Raw genomic sequence first — 18914 nt, 5'->3', positions numbered from 1 at the left:
GTGTTATTTTGTAAAGTATAATTATTATCAAATGAGAACAAATCAAGCAGCAGATAATCTTGAAAAACAACCAACCATTTGCCTCCGCACTGGTTTGCGGTGATGATAAATTGTGCTACAATAGCCAAAAACCAACAGGATACACTTGTGAATTTATTTGCCCTAGCCCAAACCCTGGTCCCACAGCAGGCGTTGAGTGAGCTGGCAGGATACCTTGCCGCCAGCGAAAATCGCCACATCAAACGCACCTTAATCAACAGCTTTGCCAAAGCCTATGACATTACTTTGGACGAGTATGCACGAGAATCACTGGGTGATTATGCCAGTTTTAATGATTTTTTCACTCGGGAACTAAAAGATAACGCACGCCCAATTGATGGCACAAGCGGTGGCATCATCTGCCCTGCCGATGGCACAGTATCGCAAATTGGCACAATCCAGCAAAATGCCATCTTGCAAGCCAAAGGGCGTGATTATGAGGTTGGTCAATTGCTCGCTGATTATGATGACGGCAACTATTTCGCCAATGGCAGCTTTGCAACCATCTATCTTGCCCCAAGCAATTATCACCGTGTGCATATGCCATTTGCTGGCAAACTAATCGCCACTCGCTATGTGCCAGGCACGCTGTTTTCGGTCAATAATACCACTGCCAATGCTGTGCCTGACTTGTTTGCTCGCAATGAACGCTTGGTGTGCTTGTTTGATACAGAGTTTGGGCGTGCTGCGGTGGTGCTGGTCGGTGCGATGATTGTTGCAGGTATTGAGACAGTGGCAACAGGCAAAATCAAACGCACGCCATACATTCAGTACCGCACCCATGAGCTGTCGCTATCAAAAGGCGATGAGCTTGGCAGATTTTACTTGGGTTCAACCGCCATCATAGTCCTGCCCAAAGCAGCAAATACCCAATGGCAAGCCGACATCGCACATGGCACAAAAGTCATGATGGGGCAGCATTTAGGTCTTGTTAGCAGCTAATTATCAAGCCAAATCACCTGCCACCAGTTGCTTAACTGCGTGGCATTTTTACAGCTCGGCTTCGACAAACCGCTCCAGTTGCCCTGTGTCAATCACAATTATCCTTGTCGCCACAGCCAAATCAGCCCAAGCCTTCGCCCTGATAGCGTCCGATAACAACATCTATCTGCACCGCTTGCAACGCATCTAGTGCGTCAATCAACGCACGATAAGCAGGTCGCATGGCGATAAACTGACTGGCACTGACAGCAGCGATATCAGCACGGCATTTTTGTTCAAATAATTCGGTAGCCGCACGCATTCTTGGCACGCCTGCATAGCGTGTCGCCCCAACCATACGATGAGCGATTTGTGCCAAAGTCGCACGATCACGATCTGCCCACGCTCGCTCTAATGCCTGTCTGTCGCCATCGGCACCATCAATCATCATCTCAAGTAGCTTTTTGGCAAGCTCTGGCTTGTTTGCCGAACGCTCCAACGCATCCGCCCAATCGACATCAGGCAACTGCTCGGCAGTCTCAATGCTGGCAGATTTGCTGGATACTTGCACCGCCGAAATTTCAGCAAGCATGACAGGCTGACTGGATAACATCGTAGGCAGCTCTGTCTCTGCACCACTGCGATTGAGCCATTTTTGTAGGGTTTGTGCCAACTGCACCTCACCGATGGGCTTACTGATATAATCATCAAGCCCCGAGCTGACCATACGCAGCTTTTCATCTGCCAGCCCATGAGCTGTCAGGGCAACGATTGGCACAGGTTCGCTTAGATGAGCCTGTTCTATCTTGCGAATCTCAATCGTCGCCTCCAGCCCTGACATTCTTGGCATTTGTATATCCATAAACACCATATCAATCGGTGCAATCGCCCCTGTGATGCTTTGGGTCATTTTTTCAATGGCATCAAAGCCACTGCTGGCAGTTACCACCTCAATCCCCAGCTCACCAAGCAGGGCATCAAGCACCAGCAAGTTGGGCAAATGATCATCAACCGCCAAAACTCGCCTGCCGACAAATTTCGCTTGGCGTGTGTTTGTCATTAGAATCTGGCTTTGGTTGGACAATAACGCATACAGCTGCCGTCTGTCCATCGGCTCGTGCAGTGCGTGGGTCTGGTATCGCTCAAGCAGCTGCTCATTGATGCCCACCTGATAACCATAGCTTGCCAAGCTGCCACGATATCGCTGGCGAATCTGTCGCAAAATCGCCCCGACATCATCTTTGGCGGCATCTTGACCAAAATTATCCACAATCACCCAATCATAATTGGCATCATTTTTATCCAGTTTTTCTAATAAATCCGCCAAGCCGATTGCTACTGTCAATTGGGTTTTGCTGGCAAGCAAACTCGCCTTTAATACCTGTAGTGCAGGTGCATGATTGATCCACACCAAAATCTGCTCGGGCATCTGTGCAGGTATCGGCACGCCACTGCCAGACAGGGCAACATCATGCTCAAGCACGCCGCTTGGCATCTCAAACCAAAAAGTCGCCCCTGCGTTGGCAATATTTTCGCTGCGATTGTCAAAAAAGCCTATCGAGCCACCCATCATGGTTGTCAGCTGTTTACAAATCACCAAACCCAGACCTGTGCCACCATAGCGGCGTGTTACCGACAAATCACCTTGCCCAAAACTTACAAACAACTGTGCCTTGTCGCTTTCGCTAACCCCTTTGCCACTGTCCTCAATTTCGATACGCAAAAAATTTGCCTTGTCCGCCAAACTGACACGCACCACCACGCCACCTGAATCGGTGAATTTAATCGCATTGCCGACTAGGTTTGTTAAGATTTGCTTCACTCTTAAACTATCGCCAACAACTTGGGTCGGCACATCATCATAAAACAACACCGCAAGACGCAAGCGTTTTTCTAATGCCGCAGGCGAGAGCATATCCACCACATCATAGACGGTGGCATACAGATCAAAGTCATGGCTGTCCAAAACCAGCTTACCTGCCTCCATCTTAGAAAAATCAAGCACATCATTGACCAATGCCAACAGATGAGCACTGGATTTTTTGATGGTTTGCACATACAGATTTTGTTCGCCAGTCAGTTTTGCTTTGCGTGCCAACAAGTTGATAAAACCATCAATACTGTTTAGCGGCGTTCGCAATTCGTGGCTGATATTTGCCAAAAATGCTGATTTTGCTTGGCTGGTCGAGATGGCAGCATCACGAGCGTTGCGAATGGAGATATTTTGCATTTCCATCTCATCAAACGCCTGCTGCAAATCTCGCTCAGTTTCTTCGGCGTGGTTTTTTAGTTCAGAAAAACTGCTCTCAAGCCGCTCAATGGCACACACAAAGTCGTCTTTTAGCAAGGCAAATTCCCCATCTGCCTTTAACGGTGGCACTTTGGAGAGATTGTGTGCATTGAGTTTTTGTAGATACAGACGCATCTCATAAATCGGTGCAATCCAGCGTTTGGAGTAGATATTTAGAATCAACAGTAGCAGCAAAATTGTTGTAAGCCCCGTGATGGTCAATGCCAATGCCACACGGTATGAGCTGATGGTCAAGGGCGTGCTGTCCATGTCCACCACCAGCCAGTAGCGTTTATTCTCAAACACAAAAGATTTGCCATACGCCATGCCAACAGGGGTTGGTACGCGTGCAATTTGTCTGCTTTGTAAATCAAACTTGCCCCACGACAAATCCGCCTGTGCACCTGTGCTAAATAGCACCTGACCGATGCCGTCCATCACCGCCACACGCAGCACATGCTGACTGCCAGATTGTTGCAACTGAGCAAACCAATTATCCGTCTGCACCTTGCCATTGGTCATCACCTCATGCGGCACGATTGGTTGCAGCAGTGCATCGGTCGCCATCTGTGCCACCTGATTATCAAGTGCCGATTGTCGCTTGATATCCTCAAGCAATGGTCTGACTATCGCCTCATAACGCACCAATGCCGCCTGTGCCATCGTGTCTTGCTCTGACAATATCGCACGGCGTGTCTCTGTCATCACCAGATACGAGCCAACCATCGCCAGAATCACAATTGGCAAAAACACCAACAAAATCAGCTGCCCATAGGCACTTTTTACGCCAAACAATTTATCATCTTGCACGCTTTGTTCGCCCCGCCCAGTTACCCATACTCTCACACTGCCATCTGGTTTGTATGGCAGCTTGGCACACTATAACAAAAAAGCCATCATCATGCTACATTTTTGCCAGCACCCATCTTGGTGGCAAAGTCAGCCAACAGCACATTTTGCTGCCAATCGTCATTTATCAAGCAAACCTATCGCCTGCCTTGTCTTGGCAAATTATCTCAAAAACGCTCAAGTATGAACAGTGTATGAATATCTTGTGCCAATTATGCTATAATCTGCACCATGATTTTTGATTGAGAATATGGCCATGACGACCAATTTTATCCAGCAAATCACCAGCCTATCTGAATGTGTCGGCAATACGCCACTGGTTGAGCTTAAGCACTTGGGCAAAGACAGCGGTGCAACCCTGCTTGCCAAACTTGAGGGCAACAACCCAGCAGGCTCTGTCAAAGACCGCCCTGCGTTTAATATGATTTATCAAGCCGAACAGCGAGGCAAAATTAAGCCAGGCGATACGCTCATCGAGGCAACCAGTGGCAATACTGGAATCGCCCTAGCCATGGTGGCAGCGATGCGAGGCTATAAGATGACACTGCTCATGCCCGCCAACTCTACCCAAGAACGCAAAGATGCCATGACCGCTTATGGTGCGACCTTAATTGAGGTTGCAGAAGGCATGGAAGCAGCACGAGACATGGCTCTACAAATGCAAGCGGACGGCTTGGGCGTGGTGCTTGATCAGTTCAATAACCCCGATAATAAAAACGCCCACTACCTAACCACAGGCCCTGAATTGTGGCAACAAACCGCTGGTAAAATCACCCATTTTGTCAGTTCAATGGGGACAACAGGCACCATCATGGGTGTCAGCCAATACCTAAAAGAGCAAAATCCTGCCGTGCAAATCATCGGTCTACAACCTGATGAACATTCGTCAATTGCAGGGATTCGCCGCTGGCCAAGTGAATACCTGCCAAAAATTTTTGATGCCAGTTTGGTTGATGCCATCATTGATGTCAATCAGTCAGATGCCGAATACTATATGCGAAAACTGGCACGAGAAGAAGGGATTTTTTGCGGAGTCTCATCAGGCGGTGCCGCTTGGGCAGCCCATCAAATCGCCCAACAAAACCCTGACGCTGTTATTGCCTTTATTGTCTGTGATCGTGGCGATCGCTATCTATCCACAGGTCTATTTGGCATCAAAGATTAGCCCAATTACTCAAAAATTAACCCATTTCATAAACCAAATTAGCCAAATTTATCCAAACCACCAAGCAAGGAGATGTCATGTTAAGCAACACGCCGATATTGGTATTTGATATTGAGACCATACCCGATGTTGCCACAGGCAAAAGACTTTACCCTGACATTGCCACGCTAAATGACGCCGATGCCCTAACCGCCCTGACTGCCCTACGCCAAGCCGAAGCAGGCACGGACTTTATGCGTCTGCCTCTGCACAAAATTGCCTGTTTGTCGTTTTTGTGGTTTGATGGTCAAAATTTTCACCTAAAATCACTCTCGCTTGAGAACTTGAGCGAAAAAGAAATCTTAAGCACTTTTTTGCGTGCGTTTGACAAAAAACCCACCTTGGTCAGCTGGAATGGCTCGGGCTTTGATATTCCTGTCATTATGTATCGTGCCATGCACCACAAAATCGCTGCTGCCTCGCTGTTTAACTCCGCCCAAAAACCAGATTATCTGTATCGCTACGGCGATATGCACATTGATCTGATGGACAAAATGTCGCTGTATAACGGCTATCAACGCCAAAGGCTCGATACCGTTGCCAGCTTGTGTGGATTTGCTGGCAAGGGCGATATTGACGGCTCGCAAGTTGTGCCAATGGTGCAGGCAGGCGAGTGGGAAAAACTGTGCAATTATTGCGAAGCTGATGTTATCAATACTTGGCTGATTTATTTGCGTTGGTTGATTTTGACAGGCAAGGCAAGTCTTGATGACTATGAAGCACTGATGACAGATACTTATCAGTTTATCTCAACATTGTACAATCATGATGGCAGCGTTCGGCATCAGCAGTTCTTGGACGACAGGCAATAAAATCACAACCATGTTATAATAATCAATTAATTTTTGACCCATCTGACGACAGGCAAACTATGACCCATTCACTGATTGCAAGCCCCAGCAAAAAGGGCAGGCCAACCGCCCGTATGCGAAAACGCTTGGCAGAGGTAGCACCGATTGACTTTCATATCACCAATTTGGCACATGATGGCCGCGGTGTCGCCATCTATGAAGCAGACAACCCGCAGCACAATCCCGACAAGGCAGGCAAAAAAGTCTTTATTAGCTTTGCACTGCCAAACGAAACCGTCTGTGCCAAAGTAACCAGCAGCAAAAAAACCTTTGAGGAAGCTGATACGCTTAGCATCACCAATCCCCACCCAGAACGCCAAGAGCCGCCCTGCCCCCATTTTACCCGCTGTGGCGGCTGTAGTCTCCAGCACTGGGATCCTGACGGTCAGATTCGCTTTAAGCAATCGGTACTGGCGGAGCTGCTGCTACATCAAGCAGGCACCGCACCAGAGCATTGGCTGTCGCCCTTGGTGGGGGATAGACTGGGGTATCGCACCAAGGCTCGCCTAGGGGTGCGTTATGTCGCCAAAAAACAATCGGCATTGGTCGGCTTTCGTGAGCGTGCCAGTAACTTTTTGGCAGATTTGCAAGAATGTCATATTCTCGATTCGCGACTGGGTTATGAGATAACAAATCTCAAAACACTCATCACCACCTTGCAAGCCAAAGATGCCATCGCACAGCTAGAGGTTGCAATGGGTGAGACCCTAGACCATGTGCCTGACAGTGCCAAATCAGTCGCTGTCATCGTCCGCCACATGGCACCGCTGTCTGATGATGATTTGGCAAAATTAAGTGAATTTTTTGCCCAAAGACAATGGCAATTGTTTTTGCAACCAAAAGGCTCAGACAGCGTACATCGCATTGACACAGACCATGCTCGTGCCAGCTCATTGACCACGCCTCCAACAGGCGGACTGTTTTATCATTTGCCAGAGTTTGGGCTGACTTATGAATTCTCTCCTCTGGATTTTACCCAAGTAAATTTATCGGTAAACCGCAAAATGATTGCTTTGGCTTGTGATTTGCTGGATTTGCAAGCAGGTGAGCGAGTGCTAGACTTGTTCTGTGGCTTGGGCAATTTTAGCCTTGCACTGGCAAAAAAAGTTGGCGAAACAGGCTTTGTGGTTGGTGTTGAAGGCAGCAATGAAATGACCGAGCGTGCCGCCATGAATGCCGCTGCCAATGGCATCAGTCATGCCAAGTTTTATGCCCAAGATTTGACCCAAGATTTTAGCCATCAGCCGTGGGCAACTGGCGAAAATCAATTTGACGCACTGCTGATTGACCCACCACGATCAGGTGCATGGGAGGTCATGAGTTATTTGCCAAAATTTAACGCCAAACGCATTGTCTATGTTTCGTGCAATCCTGCCACGCTTGCACGAGACACTAAGGCACTCATTGACGCTGGCTATCGACTGACGCACGCAGGTGTGATGGATATGTTCAGCCACACAGGCCATGTTGAGAGCATCGCTCGATTTGAAAAAATCACAGACTAACCCCATGCCAACCTTAAAAAACCTCATTGTTATCCCAATGAGGTTTTTAAATTACACATTATTAATCATAATTGCTATGAGTATAGATTAGCAATACTAATCAATTTGCCCAAATTTGCGTTTGATATTTTTGGCTTGACGCTTATCAAAAAACACTTCCTCTATCACCGCAGGGCGTGCCTTGGCGGGTTGATTCATGCTGTGCTGTGGTTTTTTGCCACGCTGCCTCGTGGTGCCTGCTGCTTGATTGTCAGCATAACCAAGAGGTTTGGGCTGATAATGGGCGTTTTTTGGCTTGGCGGGGTATTTTTTGGCACCATGCCAATCACGCTGCTTATGCTCGCGATTGTCAGCATGATGGCTGCCTTTATCACGCTTTGTTTGATGATTGCGATGTTTTGATTGCTCGCTGGCAATGCCCCATGCGTCATCGTGGCGATTGCGATGCTGTGCACGGCGATGTGCTCGCTCATCACGCTTGCCAACCGACGACTCATCATAGCTATGCTCATGGCGTGCTGCCCAACTGCGTTTTGGGCGAGATTTGTCCTTGTGGCGAGTGCGGCGTTGTCTGGATTCTGGTCCAAAATTACGGCTTGGCTCCAGCCCCTCTACCGTCGCAACCGTCATTGACCGCTTCAGATATTCATTGATGCGTTGCAGCTGGCGATTGTCATCTTGACTGCACAGATTCATCGCCACGCCCGTACGCCCTGCTCGTCCACAGCGTCCGATGCGATGCACATAATCCTCAACTTGTCGTGGCAAATCATAATTAATCACATGACTGATTGCCGAAATATCAATACCTCGTGCCGCCACATCGGTCGCAACAAGCAAATCACATTTGCCCGATCTCATCTCACCAACAATGCGATTGCGTTTTGGCTGTGGCAAATCACCATGCAGATAGCGTGCCTTTAGCCCCGCCTCGACCAACTCTGCTGCCAAGCGTTCTGTTGCTGACTTGGTTGCCGCAAAAATCACCGCCTGCTTGATTTGTGGGTTGTTTAATAGCTCAAGCAAAATTTTGTTTTTGTGGTGAAAATCATCACAAAAATACACACTCTCATCAATGTGGGCTGACTCAACCTTGATGGCGATTTTTTCAGGGTTTTTGGTAAAACTTTCGGCAATTTTGCCCACCGCACCGTCCCAAGTTGCTGACGACATGATGGTTTGTCTATTGCTTGGTGTATTATTAAGAATTTCTTGAATATCATCAGCAAATCCCATATCAAGCATACGATCCGCTTCATCAAGCACCAGCATATCAAGTCCAGACAAATCCACCCGACCCTCACGCATATGGTCAAGCAGTCTGCCCGGCGTGGCAATGACAATCTGCACCCCCTTACGCAAGGCACGCAGCTGTCCACCATACGGTGCCCCACCCACCAATGGCACGCTGTACAGATGGTGCATGCCATTGCCATAGCGGCGGACACTGTCTTGCACCTGTAGAGCAAGCTCACGAGTCGGTGTCAAAATCAGTGCATAAACCTGCTTATTTAGCTTGGGTAGGCGACTTAGCTTGTCCAAAATCGGCAGTACAAATGCCGCCGTCTTGCCAGAGCCTGTCTGTGCAGACAAGAGCAAATCTCGCCCTGCTCGTGCATGGGGAATCGCCTGTGCCTGAATGGGTGTAGGGGTGGTATAGCCGCTTTTTGTCAATGCCTTTAACAGAGGCTTGTTCAGACCCAAATCAGCAAATTGCAGCACAAAATCTTCACACGCACCGTCATCGATAGCTGTGATTGTTGTCGTATTTGTCATAAATCTACCCTGATACACCACCATTGATGAGTATTTTATAATTAATAAAATCTTAATAAAAACATTTTGCTGTGGTGGCATGGTTGTCGCTTGCTTGCAGCCTTGGGCAACAAGCCAAAATCATCGCGACAGTATCAAAGCAACAACTGGCATGACCAAGATACCAGTGCCGATGCTCGTTGAAAAGATTATGCTGGCATTATCAATTGCATGATAATAAAAAGAAATCTGCCGCCCATGGCAAGATACCAAACCATGAACGCTCGGTGGCGATGTCATCAGATAGCGAATATAAATTTAAGCGGAAAATTATAACACAAACAGATGATAAAATCTTGATTTTTCTTTATTATTTATAAAAATTGGTGGCATTTGCGATTTTTTGTCGTACTGGGCAATAATTTTGCGGATAAATCTTGCTTTTGCCTTTAAAAATCACCGATAAAGTGCCATAATAAGCAACAACATAACAATACAGCTTGCCATATCGGCATAAAGCGACCGATTTTGGCAATTGCTTTGGTATGCTGGCACACCGTAGCCGACTGCCAAATGGCTACAAATTGTGCATCAACAAACAAAATACAAGGATTTGCCGTGGTACAAATTCGTGAAAGCCTGCCATTATTGGGAGGCAATAGCAGCAGCATGGACAGTGCGACCTTAGCAGCCAGCCTTGTTGCCAAACAACTGCACCCTGATTTTCAGGCACAACTTGCCAATCCCAAGCTGGTCAGCACCCTTGACCATTCCAACAGCCCAGTCGCCCCATGCAATATCAGCGTCTCAGACATTGATGTTGAGGCATGGATCGCCAATGTCGCTGCACGCATCGGCAAAGAGGATTTGCCCATTTTGCGTAAGGCGTGCCAGTTTGTCCAAATTCAGGTCAATAAGCCACACATCACTCGCTCTGGGGCGTACATCACAGGCATTGGCATGGCGGATATTTTGGCGTATTTGTTCCAAGACGAAAACGCCCTCGCCGCTGCCATGCTATATCGCACCGCACGCCGTGAGCTTGTCAGCATAGAAACCCTTAGCAAAAATTTTGGCGATGACATTGCTCATTTGGTGGCTGACACACTGGCGATGGGTAAATTATCCGAAAGTATTGAGAATAATCAACGACTTGAGGATTATTTTAATAGCAATCAACGCGATCAATTATCAAATATCTACAGCATGCTCATCAGCACCACCAATGATGTGCGTGCTGTGCTAATCAAACTTGCCGAGCGTACCTTTGCCATGCGTGAGCTGTCATTTGCACCGCCCGATCGTCAGCAACGGGTCGCTCGTGAGGTGATGACCATTTATGCACCGCTGGCACATCGGCTGTCTATCGCCCAGCTAAAATGGGAACTGGAGGATTTGGCATTTCGCTACCTTGCCCCTGATGAATACAAAAAAATCGCTTCACTGCTTGCCGAAAAACGCAGCGAGCGAGAGGCTTATATTGAACTGGTCAAAGACAACCTAAACCAAGCTCTCATACAGGCAGGTATCCAAGGCGAAGTCTCTGGACGAGTCAAGCACATCTACTCCATCTGGCGTAAGATGAAACAAAAAAATCTGTCCTTTGATCAGCTGTATGATATCCGTGCGTTGCGTGTTTTGGTCAATAGCAATGCCGAATGCTACTACACGCTTGGCATTGTCCATGGTCTGTGGCGACATATTCCAGAGCAGTTTGATGACTATATCACCAACCCCAAGCCCAATGGCTACAAGTCATTGCACACCGCTGTCATCGCCGAAGGACGAACGCTGGAAGTGCAGATACGCACCTTTGATATGCACTTTGAGGCAGAGCTTGGCAAATGCTCTCATGTTAATTATAAAGAAGGGCTAAAAGCCAAAAAAGACGACTATCTGACCCAAAAAATCAGCTCCTTGCGTCAATTGCTTGGCAATGACAAACCAGACGGCGATGAAGACAGCGACATTGAGATTGATGATGCCGAACGCATCTATGTCTTTAGCCGTGATGGTGATATTACCGAACTACCCAAAGGAGCAACGGTGCTGGATTTTGCCTATTATGTGCATACCGAAGTTGGTAACCGTGCCCAAGGGGCTCGTGTCAATGGTCGCTATGTGCCACTGACGCACCAGCCAAAAACAGGCGATCAGATTGAAATCATCACCAAATCCAGCCGTGAGCCGAATCGAGATTGGCTCATGGCATCACTTGGCTACATTCATACCAACCGTGCCAAATCCAAACTGCGGCAATGGTTTAATAAACAAGACCGTGATAAAAATATCGACACAGGCAAGGCGTTGTTATCAAGAGAACTTGATCGCTTATCAATTCTGCCAAGCCAGATTGATCTAAACGACTGCCTAAGCGAGCTGAACATCAAGTCCGAAGACGACCTGTATGTGGCACTGGTAATGGGCGATGTTGGCGTGAGCCAAATCAGCAACCTACTTGCCCAAAAACTCAATCTATCCGAGCCAGCCATTGATGAAGCCGCCATTGAAATCAAAACACCTGCTCGCAGCAACCGCTACAAAATTGAGCTTGAAGGACTTGATAATGTTGAGTTGCACCTTGCCAAATGCTGCAATCCTGTTCATGGCGAGATGATTGCTGGCTTTATTACATTAACAAACGGTATCAGCATTCATAATCAAGGCTGTGCTGAATATCTGCGATTGGTAGAACGGCAACCAGACCGCTCAGTGGTGGCTCGCTGGCAAGAAAGTTTTGGCCGTTATCAGCCTGTGGTGATTCATGTCGAAGCCCAGAACACAAGCGGATTATTAAGAGACTTGGTGCATGTCATTGACCGTGAGAAGGTGAATATCCATCGTGCCGAAACCATCAATAATGATGGCACAATCAGCCAAATGCGGTTTTATGTCGAGGTGGCAGGCATCGCCCATTTATCACGCCTGCTAAATAAAATAGAGCAACAACCAGCCGTGCTGTATGCACGCCGTGTAACAAATTAGGTGTATCATGCCAGAGCTGCCAGAAGTCGAAACCACCAAAACCAGCCTTATGCCACTAATCGGCAAAACCGTCAAGCAACTACAGCTGCGGCACACCAAGCTACGCTACCCGATTGCTGCTGATTTGGACGGTTTGGTGGGCTATACGCTTATCGATATCAAACGGCGTGCCAAATATCTGTTGCTTGATTTTTATCACCAAACTGACAATCTGCACAAGACGCTTTTGATTCATTTGGGAATGTCAGGCAGCTTACAACAATACATTGACGAGCCCCCAAGAAAGCACGATCATCTGCTGATATGTTTTGGCAATGCTGACAATGATCAGCACGACATCTGGTTGCATTATCACGATCCCAGACGCTTTGGCATGATACTTTGGCTACAAAATGACAGTCATCTTGACACGCCTGACACCCATGAGCGTTTTTTGGCACATCTGGGCCCAGAGCCTCTTGATGCCGCTTTTGATGGTGATTATTTGACTCGCCATATCCATAATAGCCCAGTCGCCAAAACTGTCAATAAAGCCATCAAAGCTCTGATTATGGATCAGAGCGTTGTTGTCGGCGTGGGTAATATTTATGCTGCCGAGAGTTTGTTTTTGTCAAATATTCACCCGCTGACCCCTGCTTGCCAGCTCAGTCCTGAGCAATTGGCACGGCTGGTTGGCAACATCAAGCAAGTGCTTAGCAAAGCCATCGAACAAGGTGGCTCAAGCCTGAAAGATTTTCGCACTGGCACGGGAAAAACTGGCTATTTTCAGCAGACCTTATCAGTCTATGGGCGAGCAGGTCAGCCATGCTTTGTCTGTGGTACTGTCCTTGAAAATGTCAAAATCGTCTCTCGTGCCAGCGTGTACTGTCCGCATTGTCAGCCGTATTGCTGCTCAACAATCACCGCACGCAATTTATCAAAATAAGCATCATCGATTACATTGCCTTGCTCATCAAGCATATCTGCTGACAATTCTTGGGCAATCATCTTTGCCACCGACACCATGCTATCAAAGCCGCATACAGCCTGTGGGTGCGGCAATGGCAAAAACAGCGTCAACCCAATGAAATGATCCTCATGCAGGGTATTTAGGTCAAATGCTCGCACACCCTCATAGCCCATACCCATCATGCTAAACCACAAATCGCCTGTGCCGTCCTCATTTTCGTAGCGATGAAATAGGTTCATCACGCCAAATTTAATGCCATAAGTCTTGGCAATGTCCAAGATGGTCTTGCCCGGCAATCCTGCAAAAGAATGCCGTGGCATGATGGCGATACTGACTGTCTCGGTGGCGTGCAGCAAAGGGTCATTGTTTTGGTCAAACTGACGGCGTTCGTCCAAATGCTTATCTAGCACTGGCGAATTTTGTTCAAAATTAATCTGCTCAACCGCTATAGGTTCGCCGTCATCGTCATCTTGTTGTAATGGCAACTCTTCGCTGTGTGGCAGCGGCTCATCTGCCACCTTGGCAGCTTTGGCATCATCAGCAGTCTGCACAATGACAGGAGCAGCACTCATTGCCGCCGCCATGCTAGACAACGCATCAACCTCTTCACTTTCTGCCGCTGGTAATGATGACAACTCCCTATCTTCCCGTGCGACAATTGGCAAGCCATGCTTGGTTTTTTGTTCCAGCTCTGGCACTGCCACCTGAGTACGGCGTAAACTACGCACCACCATCAGCACACCGATGATTATCACAACCAAGGCCAAAACCAGCCAAAAACCACTCCACTGCATAAGCCACCTCAAGTTTTTATTTTATAATAAACAAAGCAATCATCAGCCAAAATTGAGCAACTGCCCAAATGGCTCTTTTTATAACCATAGTTTATCAGACTTAATATTATTCGTCATCTATTGTCTGGCATATTGGTCAAAATTGTTACAATTTTATGAACAGTCTTATAAATATAGCCTTGCAATTCTCATCGCCTGCTGACAATGCAAAAACCAACACACCAAATCCGACTTATAAAAAATCGCCCCAATGGAGCGATTTGATGACACAATGCGTCTGATAGCCGTGCAATGGCTTATTTTTTGCCACGATTTGCAAATGCACCAAAACGCTTGTTGAAACTTGCCACACGACCTTCGTTGGCAGTTTTGCGTTGCTCGCCTGTGTAGAATGGGTGAGAAGCACTAGAAATATCCAATGGGAAATATGGATACTCTTGACCTTCGTATTCACGAGTGGTCTTGGTGCTTGCTGTTGAGCGAGTCAAAAAATACACATCAGCGTTGGTATCGTGGAACAATACTTCGCGGTATTCTGGGTGAATGTCTTTACGCATAATAAACTCTTATCCAAAAAACCTAAGCACTAATAAGCACCATATCTGTCGGTCGCCAAACCAAATCACATACGGTGGAACATAGCCACGCCATCACCAACCAACTTTGGTACGCCGCACCATGCCTGTCTGTGTTATTAGCCAACTTAAGTGGGAAAATAAAACAATATTTTAGCAAAAAACCAAACGGTTTTCAAGTACTCTAAGATGGTTAATCCACCTTATTATACTGACCATCTACCCAGCCACGCAATTTTTGCCCTGCCTTAAAAGTTACCACACGGCGTGCTTGCACAGGGGCGTTTTCGCCAGTTTTGGGATTGCGGCCCGGTCTGGCTTTTTTATCTTTTAGCTCAAAATTACCAAATCCTGATAATTTAACCTCATTGCCCTCAATCAGATTTTGGCTGATTTCATCAAAAAATCCATCAACCAGCTTTCTGGCTTGCTGGCGGGTCAGCCTAAGTCTAATCGTTAATTGATTGACCATATCCGCCTTGGTCAGTGCACTCATGATTTATCCTTATTTATCAAAAGCTACCAAAAAACCTTATCGCCTTTAATGTATTATTTTAACCTTAATTAAATATTCAATGCAATACAATTTTGAAAAATAATACACGATTCTCATTATTCACTTGGCTGCCGTAGACAACATGCCTACAGCAGCACGGAATCAATCACGCAATTGGGCATGGTGCTTGTCGGCAAGCATTGCTATCACCTTATCGGTGGCTGCCTTGACTTGTTCATCTGCCAAAGTTGCCTCATTGTCCTGAAAAACCATCGCAAATGCCAATGACTTTTTGCCCGCTGGCAATCTATCGCCTGTGTAGACATCAAACAGCCACAATTCTTGCAAATATCTGCCAGCCTGCACACGAATGTCCTGCTTGAGCATCTGCCACGGTGTATCTGTATCCACCAATACCGCCAAATCACGGCGAACCGATGGGAATTTGCTCGGTGTTGCTATGCTTGTCTTGTTGCCAAACTGTGCAAGCAATGGCTCAATCTGCAACTGTGCAACCCAAATAGTCGGCAAATCAAGTGCTTTGGCGATGCTTGGGTGTAGCTGACCCAGCCAGCCTACCGCCACGCCATCAATCAGCAACTGGGCGGATTGACCAGGGTGCAAAAAGCTCAACTTCGCTCGCTCATAGCTGACGCTTGCTTTGTTCAAGGCTGCTGGCAGCAGACTTTCGACATCTCGTTTTAAATCATAAAAATCCATCGCACGGTTGGCATGGTGCTGCTCATGAGCGACATCACCTGTGGCAACAAGAGCAATGCTTGGCGTTTGTTGTAGATTTTTGACATCAGCACCAACAAAGCTAAGCCCTGTTTCAAACAACCGCACACGAGATTGCTGACGGTTCAGATTATAGCCAACAATCGGCAGTAGGCTTGACAGCAAGGTGCGACGCATTACCGCCAAATCGCTGGAGATGGGATTGGCAATCGGCAATACCGCCCCTAGATTTTCGTCATCGAACAATGCCTCAACCTTCGCATCAGCAAAACTAAAGCTCACCGCCTCATAATAACCTGCATTTACCAAAGATAATTTGAGTGATTGCACAGCATCGGCAGCGATATCATCGTTCATGGATACGGCAAACTTTGGCAAGCTCGCGGGGATATTGGCATAGCCATAAATGCGAGCAATTTCCTCAATGATATCTTCGGCAATATTAATATCAAAACGATGGCTTGGTGCTTGGCACTGCAACACATCGCCCACCTGTTCGGTTGCAATTTCAAGTCTATTTAAGCCATCGACCATCTGCACAGGGTCAATATCAACGCCAAGTAGCTGGGTAACTTTAGCAATCGGTACGCTGATTTTTGGTCGCACAGGCAGATGCTCTAAAGATTCTGTGAGACTGACGGCACTTGGCTTGCCACCTGCCACCGATACAATCAAGCTACTGGCACGCTCAAGAGCCAATCTGGGCAACCAAAAATCAACGCCACGCTCAAAGCGTTGCGAAGCATCGGTATGCAAGCCAAAACGACGGGCTCGCGAAGCGATGGCAAGCTGGGCAAAATGTGCACTCTCTAGCACAATATTGGTCGTCTCATCGCTGACAGCTGATCGCAGCCCTCCCATAATCCCTGCCAAAGCAAGCACGCCAATATCATCAGCGATAACCAGCTCATCACCTGTCAAAGTAATGGTCTGTTCGTTTAATAGCTCAAGTGTCTCGCCAGCGACTGCATGGCGTACCACAATGTCGCCAACTATTTTGTCAGCATCAAAAGCGTGTAATGGCTGACCCAATTCCAACAAGACAAAATTGGTAACATCAACCAAAAAATTATGCACTCGCACGCCAGAGGCAGTCAGAGCATCAACGATAAACTGCGGTGTCTCAACGCTGCGATCAATGCCATCGATACGCTGAGCCAAATAACGAGGACAGGCTGTACTGTCAGCAACACGCACAGTCGGCACGGTGGTATCACCAGCACAGACAGCCTCGACCGATGGACGATTCAGCGGCAGCTGGTTGAGTGCTGCAACTTCTCGTGCCAGCCCTAATACGCTTAGGCAGTCGCCACGGTTTGGTGTGATGGCAATCTCAAAAATCTTGGCATCTAGGTTCAATAGCTGTCTGATATCCATGCCAATGGGTGCATCACAATCCAGCTCCATCAACCCATCAATCTTATCTGGCAAACCAAGCTCTGAAGCACCACACAGCATGCCTTGCGATTCAACGCCACGCAGCTTGCCTTTTTTTATCTTAAAGCCCTTGCCATCATCGCTTGGTAACACCGCACCAATCGTTGCCACTGCAACTTTTAGACCAACACGCACATTTGGTGCACCACAGACGATTTGCAACAGCTCATCGCCGATATTTACTCGTGTTACTCGCAAACGGTCAGCATCTGGATGCTGTGTACACTCAATCACTTCGCCAACTACAACGCCACTAAACGGCGGTGCAATTGTCTGCATACCGTCCAGCTCAAGCCCTGCCATTGTTAATTGTTCGCCAAGTGCGGCACTGTCAAGTTGTGGATTGACCCATTGTCTTAGCCATTGTTCACTGATTTTCATCACAATCTCTATATTATCTTAATATTTAGCCCAAAAATAACCACTGTTTCGCCATCAATTTGGCAAATTTATCAGCCAAACTGTCTTAAAAAACGCAAATCATTTTGGAAAAATAATCGCAAATCATCAATGCCATAATACAACATGGCAAATCGCTCAATCCCAAGCCCAAAGGCAAACCCCGTGTACTCATCAGGATTAATGCCACAATTTTTTAGCACTTGTGGGTGTACCATGCCACAGCCTAGCACCTCAAGCCATTTACCACTGTCGGACAAAATATCCACTTCAGCCGATGGTTCGGTAAATGGAAAAAACGAAGGGCGAAAACGCACAGTCATTTTCTTGCCAAAAAAAGCGTCCAAAAATTCATGAATCAAGCCCTTTAGCTCAGCAAAATTGCTTGATTTGCTCACCATTAATCCCTCCATCTGATGAAACATCGGCGAATGGGTCTGGTCAGAATCACAGCGATACACACGGCCAGGGCAGATAATGCGAATCGGTGGCGTGCTCTGCTCCATCGTGCGAATCTGCACGCCTGAAGTGTGCGTACGCAACAAATAATGTGCATCAAAATAAAAAGTATCATGCATGGCACGCGCAGGGTGATGCTCTGGGATATTTAGTGCCTCAAAGTTATAATAATCACTCTCAACCTCAGGGCCTGTCGCCACCACAAAGCCCGCCTGCACAAAAAACTGCTTCATGCGTTCGGCAGTCTGCGTGATTGGGTGCAATCCACCCTTGTCAACCCCCCGAGCAGGCAAACTGATATCGATGGTCTCGCTGGCAAGTTTGGCATTGAGTGCCACCAAAGCCAAACTGCTTGCTTTTTGCTCAAATGCCTGCATGATATTACCACGCAGCTCATGCAAATAGCCACCGTATTGCTTTTTGGCATCGGCATCAAGCAGCCCCATCTGCTTAGATAGTGCCGTCAAGGCAGATTTTTTACCCGTTAAATTTACTCGCAACTCTTGCAGTTGCTGCTCATTTTGAGCTTGCTCAATCAGCTGAACCGCCTGCTGTTCAAATGCCACAAATTGCTGCTTATCAAGCTCGGTTAAAGCCTTGTCCAAATTTGGTATCATACTCATAAAAACTTTCATCAATTTTATCAAGCCAAAACGGTTTATTGTAAA

The 18914-nt window shown here is 47.3% G+C and carries 14 protein-coding genes; 7 read left to right on the top strand and 7 right to left on the bottom strand.

Features of this window, described 5'->3' with window-relative positions; all coding sequences use genetic code 11:
* The first annotated feature begins 147 nt into the window (after positions 1-147).
* Positions 148-981, top strand: coding sequence for an archaetidylserine decarboxylase (gene asd, locus EL162_RS03070; protein ID WP_126330030.1), 834 nt, complete (start codon positions 148-150; stop codon positions 979-981).
* Positions 982-1102: 121 nt separating this feature from the next.
* On the opposite strand, the gene EL162_RS03065 is transcribed toward asd, so the two are convergent.
* Positions 1103-4060: a hybrid sensor histidine kinase/response regulator gene (locus tag EL162_RS03065; protein ID WP_126331650.1), complete on the bottom strand. Its 2958-nt coding sequence runs from the start codon at positions 4058-4060 to the stop codon at positions 1103-1105.
* A gap of 91 nt (positions 4061-4151) precedes the next feature.
* Here EL162_RS03065 and EL162_RS10240 point away from each other — a divergent pair, with 91 nt between their 5' ends.
* From EL162_RS10240 to rlmD, 4 genes are all read left to right on the top strand, one after another.
* On the top strand, positions 4152-4286 hold the full coding sequence (locus tag EL162_RS10240) for a hypothetical protein (RefSeq protein WP_259772338.1): 135 nt from the start codon (positions 4152-4154) through the stop codon (positions 4284-4286).
* Positions 4287-4355: 69 nt separating this feature from the next.
* Positions 4356-5264, top strand: coding sequence for a cysteine synthase CysM (gene cysM / locus EL162_RS03060; RefSeq protein ID WP_375537705.1), 909 nt, complete (start codon positions 4356-4358; stop codon positions 5262-5264).
* 77 nt (positions 5265-5341) lie between these two features.
* Positions 5342-6115, top strand: a complete 774-nt coding sequence (locus tag EL162_RS03055; RefSeq protein ID WP_126330026.1) for a 3'-5' exonuclease — start codon at positions 5342-5344, stop codon at positions 6113-6115.
* Positions 6116-6174: 59 nt separating this feature from the next.
* Positions 6175-7659 carry a 23S rRNA (uracil(1939)-C(5))-methyltransferase RlmD gene (rlmD, locus tag EL162_RS03050; protein ID WP_126330024.1) on the top strand — a complete coding sequence of 495 codons (1485 nt, stop codon included), beginning with the start codon at positions 6175-6177 and terminating at the stop codon, positions 7657-7659.
* 96 nt (positions 7660-7755) lie between these two features.
* Here rlmD and EL162_RS03045 read toward each other — a convergent pair whose 3' ends face one another.
* Positions 7756-9435: a DEAD/DEAH box helicase gene (locus tag EL162_RS03045; protein WP_126330022.1), complete on the bottom strand. Its 1680-nt coding sequence runs from the start codon at positions 9433-9435 to the stop codon at positions 7756-7758.
* Positions 9436-10032: 597 nt separating this feature from the next.
* On the opposite strand from EL162_RS03045, the gene EL162_RS03040 reads away from it, so the two are divergent.
* On the top strand, positions 10033-12399 hold the full coding sequence (locus EL162_RS03040; RefSeq protein WP_126330020.1) for a RelA/SpoT family protein: 2367 nt from the start codon (positions 10033-10035) through the stop codon (positions 12397-12399).
* A gap of 7 nt (positions 12400-12406) precedes the next feature.
* Entirely contained in the window at positions 12407-13324 is a 918-nt protein-coding gene (mutM, locus tag EL162_RS03035; RefSeq protein WP_126330017.1) for a bifunctional DNA-formamidopyrimidine glycosylase/DNA-(apurinic or apyrimidinic site) lyase, read from the top strand.
* On the opposite strand, the gene EL162_RS03030 is transcribed toward mutM, so the two are convergent.
* The 5 genes from EL162_RS03030 to pheS form a co-directional block, all read right to left on the bottom strand.
* A complete protein-coding gene (locus tag EL162_RS03030) occupies positions 13276-14142 on the bottom strand; it encodes a cell division protein ZipA C-terminal FtsZ-binding domain-containing protein (protein WP_126330015.1) in 867 nt (288 codons plus the stop codon). The two genes, mutM and EL162_RS03030, sit on opposite strands and share 49 nt — an antisense overlap.
* Before the next feature lie 296 nt (positions 14143-14438).
* Positions 14439-14699: a type B 50S ribosomal protein L31 gene (locus EL162_RS03025; protein ID WP_076554543.1), complete on the bottom strand. Its 261-nt coding sequence runs from the start codon at positions 14697-14699 to the stop codon at positions 14439-14441.
* A 211-nt stretch (positions 14700-14910) separates the two neighbouring features.
* Positions 14911-15213, bottom strand: a complete 303-nt coding sequence (locus tag EL162_RS03020) for an integration host factor subunit alpha (RefSeq protein WP_076554544.1) — start codon at positions 15211-15213, stop codon at positions 14911-14913.
* Positions 15214-15375: 162 nt separating this feature from the next.
* Positions 15376-17769 (bottom strand): phenylalanine--tRNA ligase subunit beta, encoded by a 2394-nt coding sequence (gene pheT, locus EL162_RS03015; protein WP_126330013.1) that lies wholly within the window; start codon positions 17767-17769, stop codon positions 15376-15378.
* A gap of 71 nt (positions 17770-17840) precedes the next feature.
* Positions 17841-18881 carry a phenylalanine--tRNA ligase subunit alpha gene (gene pheS / locus EL162_RS03010; RefSeq protein ID WP_076554702.1) on the bottom strand — a complete coding sequence of 347 codons (1041 nt, stop codon included), beginning with the start codon at positions 18879-18881 and terminating at the stop codon, positions 17841-17843.
* Positions 18882-18914: the final 33 nt, after the last annotated feature.

Source organism: Moraxella cuniculi, assembly GCF_900637105.1.
Classification (GTDB): domain Bacteria; phylum Pseudomonadota; class Gammaproteobacteria; order Pseudomonadales; family Moraxellaceae; genus Moraxella; species Moraxella cuniculi.
This window is presented reverse-complemented; position numbering and strand designations above follow the sequence as displayed.

Coding starts and splice junctions, on each gene's coding strand:
- EL162_RS10240 (WP_259772338.1), top strand. CDS start 4,152: ATGCTACATTTTTGCCAGCACCCATCTTGGTGGCAAAGTCAGCCAACA.
- cysM (WP_375537705.1), top strand. CDS start 4,356: ATGACGACCAATTTTATCCAGCAAATCACCAGCCTATCTGAATGTGTC.
- EL162_RS03055 (WP_126330026.1), top strand. CDS start 5,342: ATGTTAAGCAACACGCCGATATTGGTATTTGATATTGAGACCATACCC.
- rlmD (WP_126330024.1), top strand. CDS start 6,175: ATGACCCATTCACTGATTGCAAGCCCCAGCAAAAAGGGCAGGCCAACC.
- EL162_RS03045 (WP_126330022.1), bottom strand. CDS start 9,435: ATGACAAATACGACAACAATCACAGCTATCGATGACGGTGCGTGTGAA.
- mutM (WP_126330017.1), top strand. CDS start 12,407: ATGCCAGAGCTGCCAGAAGTCGAAACCACCAAAACCAGCCTTATGCCA.
- EL162_RS03030 (WP_126330015.1), bottom strand. CDS start 14,142: ATGCAGTGGAGTGGTTTTTGGCTGGTTTTGGCCTTGGTTGTGATAATC.
- EL162_RS03025 (WP_076554543.1), bottom strand. CDS start 14,699: ATGCGTAAAGACATTCACCCAGAATACCGCGAAGTATTGTTCCACGAT.
- EL162_RS03020 (WP_076554544.1), bottom strand. CDS start 15,213: ATGAGTGCACTGACCAAGGCGGATATGGTCAATCAATTAACGATTAGA.
- pheT (WP_126330013.1), bottom strand. CDS start 17,769: ATGAAAATCAGTGAACAATGGCTAAGACAATGGGTCAATCCACAACTT.
- pheS (WP_076554702.1), bottom strand. CDS start 18,881: ATGAAAGTTTTTATGAGTATGATACCAAATTTGGACAAGGCTTTAACC.